Origin of the sequence: Pseudomonas sp. CAM1A (assembly GCF_047501685.1) — a bacterium.
Classification (GTDB): domain Bacteria; phylum Pseudomonadota; class Gammaproteobacteria; order Pseudomonadales; family Pseudomonadaceae; genus Aquipseudomonas.
Genome location: NZ_JBFNXP010000004.1, coordinates 184,218 through 197,821, shown reverse-complemented (window position 1 = coordinate 197,821; position 13,604 = coordinate 184,218). Strand labels below are relative to the sequence as shown.

The 13,604-nt window shown below is 67.1% G+C and carries 11 protein-coding genes; 7 read left to right on the top strand and 4 right to left on the bottom strand.

Going from position 1 to position 13,604, the window contains the following annotated elements:
- Positions 1-30: 30 nt before the first annotated feature.
- From ABZO33_RS13750 to tssA, 4 genes are all read right to left on the bottom strand, one after another.
- The gene (locus ABZO33_RS13750) at positions 31-519 is read right to left on the bottom strand and encodes an Hcp family type VI secretion system effector (RefSeq protein WP_023632508.1); all 489 of its coding nucleotides are present in this window, start codon (positions 517-519) and stop codon (positions 31-33) included.
- A 94-nt stretch (positions 520-613) separates the two neighbouring features.
- Entirely contained in the window at positions 614-2,107 is a 1,494-nt protein-coding gene (gene tssC, locus ABZO33_RS13745; protein ID WP_414536474.1) for a type VI secretion system contractile sheath large subunit, read from the bottom strand.
- 11 nt (positions 2,108-2,118) lie between these two features.
- Positions 2,119-2,634, bottom strand: a complete 516-nt coding sequence (gene tssB / locus ABZO33_RS13740; protein ID WP_023632506.1) for a type VI secretion system contractile sheath small subunit — start codon at positions 2,632-2,634, stop codon at positions 2,119-2,121.
- A gap of 72 nt (positions 2,635-2,706) precedes the next feature.
- On the bottom strand, positions 2,707-3,741 hold the full coding sequence (tssA, locus tag ABZO33_RS13735; protein WP_414536473.1) for a type VI secretion system protein TssA: 1,035 nt from the start codon (positions 3,739-3,741) through the stop codon (positions 2,707-2,709).
- 398 nt (positions 3,742-4,139) lie between these two features.
- Here tssA and tagH point away from each other — a divergent pair, with 398 nt between their 5' ends.
- Genes tagH through ABZO33_RS13700 form a run of 7 tightly spaced genes read left to right on the top strand, consistent with a single transcriptional unit; the run spans position 4,140 to position 13,602 of the window.
- Positions 4,140-5,513: a type VI secretion system-associated FHA domain protein TagH gene (gene tagH, locus ABZO33_RS13730; RefSeq protein WP_414536472.1), complete on the top strand. Its 1,374-nt coding sequence runs from the start codon at positions 4,140-4,142 to the stop codon at positions 5,511-5,513.
- A gap of 49 nt (positions 5,514-5,562) precedes the next feature.
- The gene (tssJ, locus tag ABZO33_RS13725) at positions 5,563-6,057 is read left to right on the top strand and encodes a type VI secretion system lipoprotein TssJ (RefSeq protein ID WP_414536471.1); all 495 of its coding nucleotides are present in this window, start codon (positions 5,563-5,565) and stop codon (positions 6,055-6,057) included.
- Positions 6,058-6,072: 15 nt separating this feature from the next.
- Entirely contained in the window at positions 6,073-7,407 is a 1,335-nt protein-coding gene (gene tssK, locus ABZO33_RS13720; protein WP_414536470.1) for a type VI secretion system baseplate subunit TssK, read from the top strand.
- A gap of 6 nt (positions 7,408-7,413) precedes the next feature.
- Positions 7,414-8,730 carry a DotU family type VI secretion system protein gene (locus tag ABZO33_RS13715; RefSeq protein WP_038707182.1) on the top strand — a complete coding sequence of 439 codons (1,317 nt, stop codon included), beginning with the start codon at positions 7,414-7,416 and terminating at the stop codon, positions 8,728-8,730.
- Entirely contained in the window at positions 8,727-12,233 is a 3,507-nt protein-coding gene (gene tssM / locus ABZO33_RS13710; RefSeq protein WP_414536469.1) for a type VI secretion system membrane subunit TssM, read from the top strand. Before ABZO33_RS13715 ends, tssM begins: the two co-directional genes overlap by 4 nt.
- Entirely contained in the window at positions 12,230-12,886 is a 657-nt protein-coding gene (gene tagF, locus ABZO33_RS13705; protein WP_414536468.1) for a type VI secretion system-associated protein TagF, read from the top strand. Before tssM ends, tagF begins: the two co-directional genes overlap by 4 nt.
- Positions 12,883-13,602, top strand: coding sequence for a PP2C family protein-serine/threonine phosphatase (locus ABZO33_RS13700; protein WP_414536467.1), 720 nt, complete (start codon positions 12,883-12,885; stop codon positions 13,600-13,602). The genes tagF and ABZO33_RS13700 overlap by 4 nt, the downstream gene beginning before the upstream one ends.
- Positions 13,603-13,604: the final 2 nt, after the last annotated feature.

Genomic DNA, 13,604 nt, shown 5'->3' with positions numbered 1-13,604 from the left:
CGCGCAGTGGCGCGGCATGGGCGCGGTCGATCAGATCTTGACGTTCGAGCGGATGTTCCAGCCGTACTTGATCGGGCCGCCTTCCTTGGTGCCGTCGGCTTTCTGCGGCTGGTAATCGACGGTGACCTTGGCGAAGTTCAGGGTCACGTTCTCGGTCAGGCGGTCGTCGCTGCCCGAACCGCCGGTGCTCAGCGAGCTGATGATCACCTCTTCGAGGTTGATGATCAGGTACTCGACCTGGCTTTCACCGCCGGCCTTGCGCACCGTCAGCTTGACCTTGTCGATGTGCTTGCCGCTGGAGCAGTGGGCCATCAGGTTGGGGCTGGACTTGTCGATGTACTTGGTGATCGACAGGTCCTGGATGTTGACCTTGCCCGAACCGCCGCCGCTGCCCAGGTGCATGTTGCCGGACTGGGACATGCCCCAGCTCCAGTTCAGCACGTCGATTTCGTCCTTGTGGGCCTTGTCGTGGGACTCGCCCTTGATGTCGCCGATCTTGATGAAAATATCTACAGCCATGATGTCCTCGGGATTTCGCGTCGGTTAGCGGTAGTAGTGGCTAATCGCGGGGCCAGCCTGCTCCCACCGTGGGAACAGCCTGGCGCCGCGATGATCAGGCCCCTTTGGCCGAAGGCAGCTTCGACACCAGGCGCAGCGACACGGTCAGCCCTTCGAGCTGGTAGTGCGGGCGCAGGTAGAAGCGCGAGTTGTAGTAACCCGGGTTGCCTTCGACTTCCTCGACCACCACTTCGGCGGCCGCCAGCGGGTGCTGGGCCTTGGTGGTCTCGGTGGAGTGCGCCGGGTCGCCGTCGACGTAGTTGAGGATCCAGTCCTGCAGCCAGCGCTGCATCTCGTCCTTTTCCTTGAACGAGCCGATCTTGTCGCGAACGATGCACTTCAGGTAATGGGCGAAGCGGCAGGTGGCGAACAGGTACGGCAGGCGCGCGGCCAGGTTGGCGTTGGCGGTGGCGTCCGGGTCGTCGTATTCGGCCGGTTTCTGCAGCGACTGCGCGCCGATGAAGGCGGCGAAGTCGGTGTTCTTCTTGTGCAGCAGCGGCATGAAGCCGTTCTTGGCCAGCTCCGCTTCGCGGCGGTCCGAGATGGCGATCTCGGTCGGGCACTTCATGTCCACGCCACCGTCGTCGGTGGGGAAGGTGTGCGCCGGCAGGCCTTCGACTTCACCGCCCGACTCCACGCCGCGGATGCGCGAGCACCAGCCGTAGTGCTTGAACGAGCGGTTGATGTTCACCGCCATGGCGTAGCCGGCGTTGGCCCAGGTGTACTTGCTGCTGTCGGCGCCGTCGGTGTCTTCCTCGAAGGCGAAGGCCTCCACCGGGTCGGTCTTGGCGCCGTAGGGCAGGCGTGCCAGGAAGCGCGGCATGGTCAGGCCGATGTAGCGCGAGTCTTCCGATTCGCGCAGCGAGCGCCAGCCGGCGTATTCCGGGGTGGTGAAGATCTTGGTCAGGTCGCGGGGGTTGCTCAGCTCCTGCCACGAGCCCATGCCCATCACCGTCGGCGAGGCGGCGGAGATGAACGGCGCGTGCATCGAGGCGCAGACCTTGGACACTTCGCCGAGCAGCTCGACGTCGGGTGGCGATTGGTCGAAGTAGTAGTCGCCCACCAGGCAGCCGTACGGCTCGCCGCCGAACTGGCCGTATTCCTCTTCGTAGAGCTTCTTGAACACCGGACTCTGGTCCCAGGCGGTGCCCTTGAACTTCTTCAGGGTCTTGTGCAGGTCGTTCTTCGAGATGTTGAGCACGCGGATCTTCAGCTGCTCGTCGCTCTCGGTGTTGTTGACCAGGTAGTGCAGGCCGCGCCAGGCGCTTTCCAGTTTCTGGAAGTCATCGTGGTGGATGATCTGGTTGACCTGGGCGGTGAGCTTGGCGTCGATGGCGGCGATGATCTGCTCGATCGAGCCGATGGCATCGTTGGACACCAGGCTGGTCTGCGCCAGGGCCTGCTCGGCGAGGGTGCGCACAGCGCTCTCGACGGCTTCCTTGGCCCGCTCGGTCTTGGGTTTGAACTCCTGCAGCAGGAGGCTGGCGAACTCGCTCGGGTCCTGGGTGGCCGCCTGCGGGGCCTGGCTGTCGCGCAACGGATCGTTCATGGTCGGTCTCCTCAGGCCTTCGGCTCGGTGTCGGCGGGTTTCGGCGCGCTGGCCAGGGCCTGCAGCAGGGCCGGGTCCTTGATGGCCTTGAGGATGATGTCCTCGGCACCGGTCTTGCCGTCCATGTAGGTCAGCAGGTTGGCCAGCTGGGTGCGGGCCTCGAGCAGCTGGTTCAGCGCGTCGACCTTGCGCGCCACGGCGGCGGGGCTGAAGTCGTCCATGCTCTCGAAGGTGATGTCCAGGCTCAGGTTGCCTTCACCGGTCAGCTCGTTGGGCACGTTGAACGCCACGCGGGGCTTCATGGCTTTGAGGCGCGAGTCGAAATTGTCGACGTCGATCTCCAGGAACTTGCGGTCGGCCACCGCCGGCAGCGGCTCGGCGGGCTTGCCGGCGAGGTCCGAGAGCACGCCCATGACAAAGGGCAGCTGGACCTTCTTCTCGGCGCCGTACAGTTCGACGTCATATTCGATCTGCACCCGCGGCGCACGGTTGCGCGCGATGAACTTCTGGGAGCTGTCTTTCGCCACGTTGTTCCTCCTGGTCGCCGGTACGGCGGCGTTGCTTGTTGCAGGCGTCGGTGTTGATGCGGTGTCGAGGCGTCAGTCGCCTTCGGGGCCGCGCAGGTTCTCGAATTGCGACAGACCCTCGGGGATCAGGTCGCGGACGATGGTCGCGAAGTCGGCGTTGACCAGGTTCTTCGCCCGGCGCAGCAGCACCGGCAACGGGCTCGAGGGCTCGTGGCGGGCGTAGTACTGGAGCAGGCGTTCGAGGCTCTGCAGCACGTCGTCGCGGCTGTTCACTTCGCCGGGCCGCGCCGTTGGGCGTGGTGCGGCGGCGCTGGCAACGGGTTGCCGGTCGTCATGGCTGCTGGCGGGTTGCTCTTCGCTGCTGCTCGAAGGCGGCGCTGCGCCTTCCGGGCTGTAGTCGGCCAGCACTTGCTGGACCTGGCGCAGCGGCTGGCGCAACGCAGACAGATCGACGCCGCTGGACGAGCCGACCTGGTCATTGACCCGGCTCTCGATGACGTCAAGGGCGTCGCGGGCCAGTTGCAGCGCCTGGCGGCACTGCTCGAGCTGCTCGGAGTCGGCATCGCGCAGGGCGGCGGCCAGTTCCTCGGCGCTCAGTTGTTCGCTGGCGAAGTGCTGCACACCGGCTGCATGCAGGGCGGCGCGCAGGGTCACCGGGCCGAATGCCCGGGAGCGCACCAGCACGGCATCGCGCAGCAGGCCGATGTTGGTGTCGCAGGTAAGGCCGGCCAGGGCATTGATGCGTACGGTAGGGTCGTTGTCGTCGGCGGCGTCCAGCTGCGGGTGCAGGTGCAGCCAGTATTCGCCGAGCAGATCGCGGATCAGCTCGAGGCTGGCGGCCAGGCCCGGCAGACCGTGCAGGGCCAGGTTGGCCTGGACCAGGAAGTGGGTGATGCGCAGGTCCTTGCTGCGTTGCAGCAGGGCGCTGCAGGACTGTTCGATGGCGCGCCACTGCGGCGGTTCGGCTGCTTGCACGGCATCGCCCATCACGCGCTCGGGGCGGCCCTGGGCATCACGCTCCAGTTGCAGGAAATCGGCATCGTATTCGAGGTCGTCGCCGCACGGGAAGTCTGCGGAAACAGCGGCGAGCAGCTGCGGTGAGTTCACCAGAAATCGATCTCCGTATCGGCCCTTGGCGAGGGCTTCGTATGCGCCAAGTTACAAACTGTGACTTGGCGCACAAACTTGTCAAAGAATGCGAAGTTGATATCACGGTGATATCACTTTGGCACTCTTAAGTTGCGCATTTATGGTTTATTTCCAAATTGCTGTCAAGGTAAGCTACGCGCCGCGAAGGGCGACTGTGAACCAGTTGGCAGGTAATCGTGTCCATTGGTCAGGTGCCATCAAAGTGCCTTGCCGATAGGGTTTAATACGGCCTTCCCGGGAAGCGAATTTCGGTGTGATGCCCAGTATTTACAAGGGTTTAACCGGAAAGCGGGGTCGGGCTCGCGAATCCACTCAAATGGATGTGCGAGTGTTTCATATATATGCAAGGAGGCATGATGGCACTTTGCCTAACCATTACCAGTTATCACAAGATCACCCCTGGGCAATGCCCGGAGAAGTTGCTGGAAAACGGTGCCATCAGTGTTGGGCGGGCGGCGGATAATGACTGGGTGCTTCCCGATCCGGAACGCCTTGTTTCTTCGAAACATTGTGTGATCCAGTTCAAGGACGGTCGTTACTATTTGACCGATAACAGCACCAATGGTGTGGAATTGGTGCATGCCGGTATTCGCCTGCGTCGCGGTAACAGCGAGCCGCTGATGGACGGCGAAGTTATTCGAATTGGCGATTACGAGATCCAGGCACGTATCGACGCAGGCCTGTCGATTGCGCTCGCCGGGCAGCCCCAGGCCCATAGTTTCGAAGCGCTGATGGCCAACCAGGGCGCAGCTCCGAGCGCGCCCATCTTCGGCGCGCCGGCCGCGTTCCTGCAGGGAGCGTCGAGCCACGATACCCTGCCGGATCTGTTCGATTTTCTTGGCCCCTCCAGCGTGCCACCGGTCAGCCAGCCGGACCATGTCCCCGCCCAGCAGCATGACTTCCGCCCGCCCACGCCAGTGGCGCCGCCACCCGCGCCGGTGCCGGCCGCCATGCCCGTTGCGCCGGGGGTGATCCCCGATGACTGGAACCTGTTCGACGAAACGCCCGCGGTTGCGCCCCAGCCGGCCCCTGTGATCGCCACGCCCCTGCCCGAGCCGCCGGCACCGGCGCAACCCATTGTCACGCCTGCGCCGCCGCCCGTCGCCGTGTCGGCGCCTGCGCCCGGCCCGGCTGAAGGCGCCGATGCCTTGCTCCAGGCCTTCCTGCGGGGTGCGGGCATCGAGCACCTGCGTATCGACGCGGCCGATGCCGCTGCGCAGATGGAGGCGGTCGGGCGCAGCTACCGCCTGATGGTCGAGGGCCTGATCGATGTGTTGCGCGCGCGCAGCAGCCTGAAAGGCGAGTTCCGCATGCAGCAGACCACCATCGCCCCGGTACAGAACAACCCGCTGAAATTTGCCCCCAATGCCGACGAAGCGCTGTTGTTGCTGCTGCGCGAGGGCAACCAGGCGTTCATGGCCCCGGATCAGGCGGTACGCGACAGCTTCGACGACCTGCGCGCCCACCAACTGGCGGTGATGGCGGGTATCGAGGCGGCGCTCAAGCACCTGCTCAAACGCTTCGAACCCGCCCGCCTGGAGGAGCGCCTGGCACCCGCCGCCGGGCTCGCCAAGCTGTTCGGCGGTTCGCGCCAGGCCCATTGCTGGCAGCAGTTCACCGAGCTCTACAGCCAGATTTCCCGGGAAGCCGAAGACGACTTCCAGGACCTGTTCGGCCGCGAGTTCAGCCGCGCCTACGAGGCCCACAGCCAACGCATTCAACGTTCCTGAGGCCAACGCCCGGGACACAGGAAGAACACAAGACGCCATGAGGACGAGGATGAGTGCAACAAGACTGATCGCAGCCCTGGCCATGGTGCTGCTCAGTGCCTGCAGCAAGGACACGCCGAGCGAGCCTGCCCCCGAGGCGGCGCCCGCCACGGGCGTCACCCTGTACTTCAGCGCCGCCGCCGGGCTCAACCCCGGTGCCAGCGGCATGCCTGCGCCGGTACGGGTGCGCATCTACGAGCTGAAGAACAGCGCCGCCTTCACCCGTGCCGACTACTTCGCCCTGGCCGAACGCGCCCAGGCCACCCTGGCCGCCGACCTGATCGACCAGGATGAAGTCCTGCTCCAGCCCGGTGAGCAACTGCGCCTGGAGCGCCCGCTCGACCCGGCCACGCGCCATGTCGGCCTGGTGGTCGGCTACCGCGAGGTCGACCGCGCCCAGTGGCGCAGCGTGCTGCCGGTGCCGCCCCGTGACTATCAGATCAGCCTCGATGTGCGCGCCGTGCGCAGCGCCGTGGCCACCCCACAACCTGAGCCTGCCCGCTAGGCAATCGGAGAAAGCATGTCCTGGAACAATCGCGTGGTCTGGTCGGAAGGGATGTTCATCACCACCCAGCACTTCCAGCAACACGACCGCTACCTGGAAAACTTCGTCGATGCCCGCAGCCGGCCGCTCAGTGCCGCCGCCTGGGGCTTTTCCGAACTGCTGATCGATCAGGGCCTGCTGGCCCAGGGCAAGCTGGCGATCCTCAGCGCCCGTGGCCTGTTGCCGGATGGCACGCCGTTCGACATCCCGCGTGATGACCTGCCGCCCGCGCCGCTGGAGATCCCCGACGACCTGCGCAACGGTGTGATCTACCTCGGCCTGCCGCTCAAGCGTGCCGGCGCCCGCGATACCGTGGACGACGGTGAGGTGCCTGACGGTGCGCGTTACGTCAGCCGTGTCAGTGAAGTGCGCGACGACAATGCCCCGTTCGAAAACCGCGCGCCGCTTGCCCTGGGCAGCCGTGCCCTGCGCCTGCTGCGCGCCGAGGATGGCCTGAGCGACTATGCCGCGTTGGGCGTGGTGCGTATCCGCGAGAAGCGTGCCGACCGCGCACTGGTGTTGGATGACAGCTACATCTCGCCGCTGCTCGACGTGGCTGCCAGCAACCAGCTCTCGGGCTTTCGTGGCGAGCTGCTGGGTCTGCTGCACCAGCGCGGCGAAGCCCTGGCTGGGCGCGTGGTCGCCTCGGCCAATGGCGGCGCCTCGGAGATCGCCGACTTCATGCTGCTGCAACTGGTCAACCGCGCCCAGCCGCTGGTCGAGCACCTCAACCAGCTGACGCCGCTGCACCCCGAACGGCTGTACAGCGAGCTGGTGGCCCTGGCCGGCGAGTTCGCCACCTTCACCCGCGATGGCCGCCGTCCGGAAAGCTACCCGGTGTACCAGCACGACGACCTGGCGGCGACCTTCGCCCCGGTAATGGCCGCGCTGCGCGAGGCGTTGTCGATGCTGATCGACAGCAAGGCCGTGGCCATTCCGCTGGTCGAGAAGGCTTATGGCATCCACGTCGGCATGCTCGCCGACCGCAGCCTGCTCGACAGCGCCAGCTTCGTGCTCGTGGTGCGCGCCGACGTGCCCAGCGAGACCCTGCGCAGCCGCTTTGGCCAGCAGAGCAAGATCGGCGCGGTGGAGCACATCCGTGACCTGGTCAACCTGCAACTGCCGGGCATCGGCCTGCTGCCGCTGCCGGTGGCGCCACGGCAGATTCCGTTCCATGCCGGTTCCACCTACTTCGAACTCGACCGGGGCAGCGAACACTGGAAGCAGCTGCAGCATTCCGGTGGTTTTGCCTTCTACGTCGCCGGCGAGTTCCCCGGCCTGAACCTGGCCTTCTGGGCCATTCGAGGATAAGCCGCGATGCAATCGGACGATCCGCTCGCCAACGACCGCACCCAGTTCATGCCGCGCCCCGGTGGCCGAGGCCCGCAACCGGCCGCGCCGGGGCCTGCGCAAGCTGCGCCGCCGCCACCATTGAACGTGCCGGCCGAGCCGCTGGCGCCGGGCCAGGCGGCGGGCCTGAACCCGCTGGAGCAGGCGGCCGGTCCATTGCTGGCGCTGCTCACGCGCCTGCGCAACACCATCGCCCATCCGGCCCCGGCCAGCCTGCGTGCGCAACTGCTGGCCTACCTGCGCCAGTTCGAAGAGCGCGCCGAGGCCGCCGGGGTACCGCGCAACGAGGTGCTGCTGGCGCGCTATGCCTTGTGTACCGCGCTCGACGAGGCGGTGCTGAGCACGCCCTGGGGCAGCGCCAGTGACTGGGGCAAGCAGAGCCTGCTGATCACCGTGCACAACGAGGCCTGGGGCGGCGAGAAGGTGTTCCAGCTGATGGAGCATTGCCTGCAGAGCCCGCGTGAACGCCTGCACCTGCTGGAGTTGCTGTACCTGTGCACCAGCCTGGGCTTCGAAGGCCGCTACCGGGTGATGAACGGCGGCCGCGCCCAGCTCGAAGCCCTGCGCGAGCGCACCGCCGCGACCATCCGCAGCGCCCGTGGCGAGTTCGAGCGCGAGCTGTCGCCGCACTGGCGCGGTGTCACCGTGGCCCGCGATCGCCTGGCGCAGTTCGTGCCGCCCTGGGTCGGCCTGGCGGTAGCCCTGGCGTTGCTGCTGCTGGTGCTGTTCGGCCTGCGCCTGAAGCTGGCGGCCGACGCTGAGCCTGTGTTCCGCGGCATTCATGCCCTGGGCGAGATTCCGGTGCAGGCCATGGACCGCCCGGTGGTGCAGCCCAAGCCCGTGGAGCGTCCGCGCCTGGCCGGTTTCCTCGCCGAAGACATCAAGGCCGGCCGGGTCGCCGTGCAGGACGCGGTGGACCGTTCGGTGGTAACCATCCGTGGCGACGAACTGTTCGCCTCGGCCAGCGCCAGCATCAAGGGCGACTTCGAGCCGTTGATGCTGCGCATCGCCGAAGCCGTGGCGAAAGTGAAAGGCAACGTGAAAGTCACCGGCCACAGCGACAACCAGCGCATCGCCACGCTGCGCTTCCCGTCCAACTGGGCGTTGTCCCAGGCCCGCGCCGAAGAGGTGAAGAACCTCCTCGCCGCCCGCACCGGCCAGCCCGAGCGCTTTACCGCGCAGGGCCTGAGCGACACCGAACCGCTGGCGTCGAACGACAGCGCGCAAGGCCGGGCGAAGAATCGTCGGGTTGAAATCACCGTTCTGGCGGAGGGCGTCGAGTGAAGGCGTTTTTCAGTTTTGTCATTCGCTGGGTGATTCCGCTGCTGGGCCTGCTGGCCCTCAGCCTGATCATCTGGTTCCTCGGGCCGCTGCTGGACATGCTGGTGCCGGCCGCCCCGCGCGTGGTGCTGATCGCCCTGTTGTTCACGGTGTGGATCGCCTACCGCGTGTGGCGCATCGTTCAGGCCCGGCGCCAGGCGGCCAAGGTCATGCAGAGCCTGGCCGCAGAGACCGCGCCGGACCCCGCCAGCGTGGCCACCGCCGAAGAGCTGGCGACCCTGCGCCAGCGCATGGACGAAGCCCTGGTACTGCTGAAGAAGGCACGCCTGGGCGGCGACGAGCGGCGCAACCTGTATGAACTGCCGTGGTACGTGATCATCGGCCCGCCCGGCTCGGGCAAGACCACCGCGCTGGTCAATTCCGGCCTGCACTTCCCGCTGGCGGCGCAGTTGGGCGAGGGCGCCATCCGTGGCGTTGGCGGTACGCGCAACTGCGACTGGTGGTTCACCGACCAGGCCGTGCTGCTGGACACCGCCGGCCGCTACACCACCCAGGACAGCCATGCCCAGGTGGACAAGGCGGCCTGGCTGGGCTTCCTCGACCTGCTCAAGAGCCAACGCTCACGGCGCCCCATCGACGGCGCCTTCATCGCCATCAGTCTGTCCGACCTGCTGCTGGGCAGCGACGCCGAACGCGCCGCCCACGCGGCGGCGATCCGTACCCGTATCCAGGAACTGTACAGCCAGCTGGGCGTGCGTTTCCCGATCTACCTGATGCTGACCAAGCTCGACCTGGTGCCGGGGTTCATGGAGTTCTTCGACACCCTGAGCAAGGAAGAGCGCGCCCAGGTGTGGGGCATGACTTTCCCCCTGGATGACGGTCAGCACGGCGATGGCCCGCTGGCGCAGTTCGGCAGTGAATTCGCCTTGCTGGAGCAGCGCCTGAACCAACGCCTGGTCGAGCGCCTGCAGCAGGAGCGCGATCCGGCGCGACGCGACCTGGTGTACGGCTTCGTCCAGCAGTTCGCCGCCTTGCGCGGCAACCTGAAAACCTTCCTCGACGGCATCTTCAAGCCCAACGCCTTCGAAGCGCGCGCACTGCTGCGCGGTGTGTATTTCACCAGCGGTACCCAGGAAGGCAGCCCCATCGACCGCCTGATCGGCAGCATGGCCCAGAGCATGGGCCTGGACCGTGCCCACCTGGCGCGGCAGAACGGCACCGGGCGCAGCTACTTCATCGAGAAGCTGTTCAGCGCCGTGGCCTTCGCCGAGCGCGGCCTGGTCGGCAGCAACCCCAAGGTCGAGCAGCGGCGCAAGTGGATCGCCTGTGGCGCCCTGGCCCTGAGCGTGGCCCTGGTGCTGGTGGTCGGCACCCTGTGGACCCTGAGCTACCGCGCCAACCAGCAATACATCGCCGAGGTCGACAGCCGCCTCAAACCGCTGGGCAAGAGCGTGCAGGAGCTGAGCCCGGCGCAGCGCAACGTGGTCGAGGTGCTGCCGCTGCTCAATGGCGTGCGCCGCCTGGCCGAAGATCCGCCCGGCTGGGCCGAGGGCCTGGGGCTGTACCAGGGCGACATGCTCGAAGGCGAGTCGGACAGCGTCTACCGCAAGTTGCTGATCGCCATCTTCGCCCCTCGCCTGGTCACCCGCATTGAAGAGCAGCTGTACGCCGGCGGCCCGTCCGACTACCTCTACGAGGGGCTCAAGGCCTACCTGATGCTGGCTGACGGCGAACACTACGACGCCGAGTTCATCAAGGCCTGGGTCACTCTCGACTGGGAGCGCAGCCTGCCCCGCGACCTGGCCCCGGACCTGCGCCAGGCCCTGGAGCAGCACCTGGCGGCGCTGTTCGACAAGCGTCCGCCGAACGCCCGCCTGGACCAGCGGCTGATCGACGACACCCGTCGCCAGTTGCAGCAACTGCCGGTGGCCCAACGGGTCTACGACCGGGTCAAGCGCCAGAAGCTGCCCGCCGGGGTCAGCGACTTCCGGGTCAGCGATGCCGCCGGGCGGGACGCCGCGCTGGTGTTCCGCTTCAAGGACGGCAAGCCGCTGAGCGAGCCGCTGCCGGGCATCTTCACCGTCGAGGGCTACCGCAAGGCGTTTCTCGCCGCCAGCCTGGCCCACAGCGAGACCCTGGCCGAGGAGCGCTGGGTGCTGGGCCGCGAGGCCAGCGAGTCGGCCGATGCCAAGCGCCTGGCCGACGATGTGCTGCAGCTGTACTACCAGGACTACATCCGCCATTGGGATGCCTTGCTGGCCGACCTCGACTTCGTGCCGATCACCAGTGTCGGCCAGGCCGCCGATGTGCTGCGGGTGTTGTCCGGGCCGACCTCGCCGATGAAGAAACTGCTGCAGGCGGTCGCCAAGGAGACCAACCTGGCGCAGCCGACCACCCTCGACAAGGTCCAGGCCAAGGCCGAACAGGCCGGCGTCGATCAACTGCGCCAACGCCTCGGCGGCCTGCTCGGCGATGCCCCGTTGCCCAGCGACAACCCGGCCGCCCGCGAGGTGGACCCGGTGACCGCGCACTTCGCCGAACTGGCCGGCCTGGTGGAAACCGGCGAAGGCCAGCCCGCGGCCATCGATGGCCTGCTTACCGACCTCAACGCCCTGTACGTGCAGGTCAGCGCCATGGTCGGCGCCAGCGGCGACGCGTTGCTGGGCGAGGCCAAGAACCAGGCCCAGGCCGCCGCGCAGCGTGTCGCCCTGGGGGCCGCGCGTCAGCCGAAGGTGGTGCAGAACCTGGTGAGCTCGGTGCTCGGCTCGACCCACAACCTGGTCATGGGCGGGGTGCGCAACCAGCTCAACGCCGCCTGGACCAGCGAAGTGGTCAACGTCTATCGGCAGTCCCTCAGCGGTCGCTATCCGTTGGTGGCCGGCAGTTCGCGTGATGCGACCCTGGAGGACTTCGGCCTGTTCTTCGGCGTCGGCGGGGTGATGGACAACTACTTCCGCAAGTACCTGCAACCCTACGTCAACACCTCCAGCACGCCCTGGAGCTGGCAGCCGGGCGCGGCGCAGAAGCTGGGGATCAACAGCAACGTGCTGTACACCTTCCAGCGCGCGGCGAGCATCCGCGACGCGTTCTTCCGCAACAGCAACGGCGTGCAGCCGGGGGTGCGCTTCGAGCTCAAGCCGGTGGCGATGGACGCGACCATCACCCAGTTCCTGCTCGACCTCGACGGCCAGCAGGTCAGCTACGACCACGGCCCGAGCCGGCCGGTGGCGTTGCAATGGCCGAACCCCAACAGCATCGGCGTGGTGCGCCTGTCGATCTCGCCACCTTCGGCCACCGGCCGTTCCGGGCTGACCGTAGAAGGGCCGTGGGCCTGGTTCCGCCTGCTCGACCAGTCCGACCTGGTGGCCGGCGGCTCGCCGGAGCGCTTCAACCTGCGTCTGCGCGTCGACGGCGCCAGCGTGTCCTATGAGCTGCGTGCCAGCAGCGCCTTCAACCCGTTCCGCAGCCGAGTGCTCAGCGGTTTCAGCCTGCCGGAGCACCTGTGAACGACGTGGGTTTCTACGGAAAACTGGCCAGCCGTGGCGACTTTGTCAGCCGCGGTTTGCCGCACAGCTTCATCCAGCCCTGGGACCAGTGGCTGGCGGCGGGGATGCAGGCCAGTCAGCAGGCGCTGGGCGAGCGTTGGCTCGAGGCGTACCTGGTCAGCCCCTTGTGGCGTTTCGCCCTGGCCCCGGGGCTGTGCGGGCCCGAGGCGGTCATCGGTGTGCTGATGCCGAGCATCGACCGAGTGGGGCGGTACTTCCCGCTGGCCGTGGCCCAGGTACTGGAGCCGGGGGAGCCGTTGGCGCCTGTGGTGGCCGGGGCAGAGGAATGGTTCGAGGCGGTCGAGGAGGCCTTGCTGGCGACGCTTGAGCCGGGTGCTGCCTTCGAAGATTTCGAGGCTGCTTTGCAGCCTTTTCCCGGCGCGAGGCCGCTGGTGCAAGAGCCGCGTACGACGGTGGGCGGCTTGCAGCGGTTGGATGCGACCACGCCGCAGGGGCGCGCACTGGCCTTGGCCGAATGCGCCTGCGAAGGCATGAGCCTGTGGTGGGGCAGGGGTTCCGAACGTATCGCCCCGGGTCTGATGCGCTGCGCGGGGCTGCCCCGCAGCGAGGATTTCGCCGGGTTTCTACTGGGTAGCGAGGCGCGGACGGAATGACCGACATGCAGTACACAGCAGCCAGCTACAGCCATGTCGGCATGGTGCGCAAGATCAACGAGGACGCCTGCCTGGAGTTGACCTGGGCGGGCCTGTGGGCGGTGGCCGACGGCATGGGCGGCCATGCGGCGGGCGATTATGTCAGCAGCCTGGCCATGGACAGCCTGCGCAGCCTGCCGATGCTCGACTCGCTCGACGATTTCAGCGGCGAGGTGCGCGACGGCCTGGCCTGGGTCAACGGCATCGTGCGTGAGGAAACCGTGCGCCGCGGCGTGGCGATGATGGGCAGCACCGTGGTGGTGATGGCGGCGCGTGGCGACCAGGCCATCGGCCTGTGGGCCGGCGACAGCCGCCTGTACCGCCTGCGCGACGGCCGTATCGAGCGTCTGAGCCACGACCACAGCTACGTCCAGGAGCTGCAGGACAGCGGCCTGCTCAACGAAGCCGAAGCCCGTGTGCATCCGCGCGGCAACATCGTCACCCGCGCCATCGGCGTCGAGGACCACCTCGAGTTGCAGGCCGTCGCCTTGCAGGTGCAGCCCGGCGACACCTACCTGCTGTGCAGCGACGGCCTGAACAAGACCGCCGAGGACCATGAGATCGCCGAAGTACTCGGCCATGCCGACCCTTATGAGGTGGTGCGCAGCCTCGTACACCTGGGGTTGACCCGTGGCGCCCCCGACAACATCACCGCCGTCGTTGTGAAGGCCAGCTGAAG

Excerpts from the sequence above, each read along its gene's own strand:
- tagH (WP_414536472.1), top strand. The coding sequence starts at position 4,140 with ATGGCACTTTGCCTAACCATTACCAGTTATCACAAGATCACCCCTGGG.
- ABZO33_RS13750 (WP_023632508.1), bottom strand. The coding sequence starts at position 519 with ATGGCTGTAGATATTTTCATCAAGATCGGCGACATCAAGGGCGAGTCC.
- tssC (WP_414536474.1), bottom strand. The coding sequence starts at position 2,107 with ATGAACGATCCGTTGCGCGACAGCCAGGCCCCGCAGGCGGCCACCCAG.
- ABZO33_RS13700 (WP_414536467.1), top strand. The coding sequence starts at position 12,883 with ATGACCGACATGCAGTACACAGCAGCCAGCTACAGCCATGTCGGCATG.
- tssJ (WP_414536471.1), top strand. The coding sequence starts at position 5,563 with ATGAGTGCAACAAGACTGATCGCAGCCCTGGCCATGGTGCTGCTCAGT.
- tssK (WP_414536470.1), top strand. The coding sequence starts at position 6,073 with ATGTCCTGGAACAATCGCGTGGTCTGGTCGGAAGGGATGTTCATCACC.
- ABZO33_RS13715 (WP_038707182.1), top strand. The coding sequence starts at position 7,414 with ATGCAATCGGACGATCCGCTCGCCAACGACCGCACCCAGTTCATGCCG.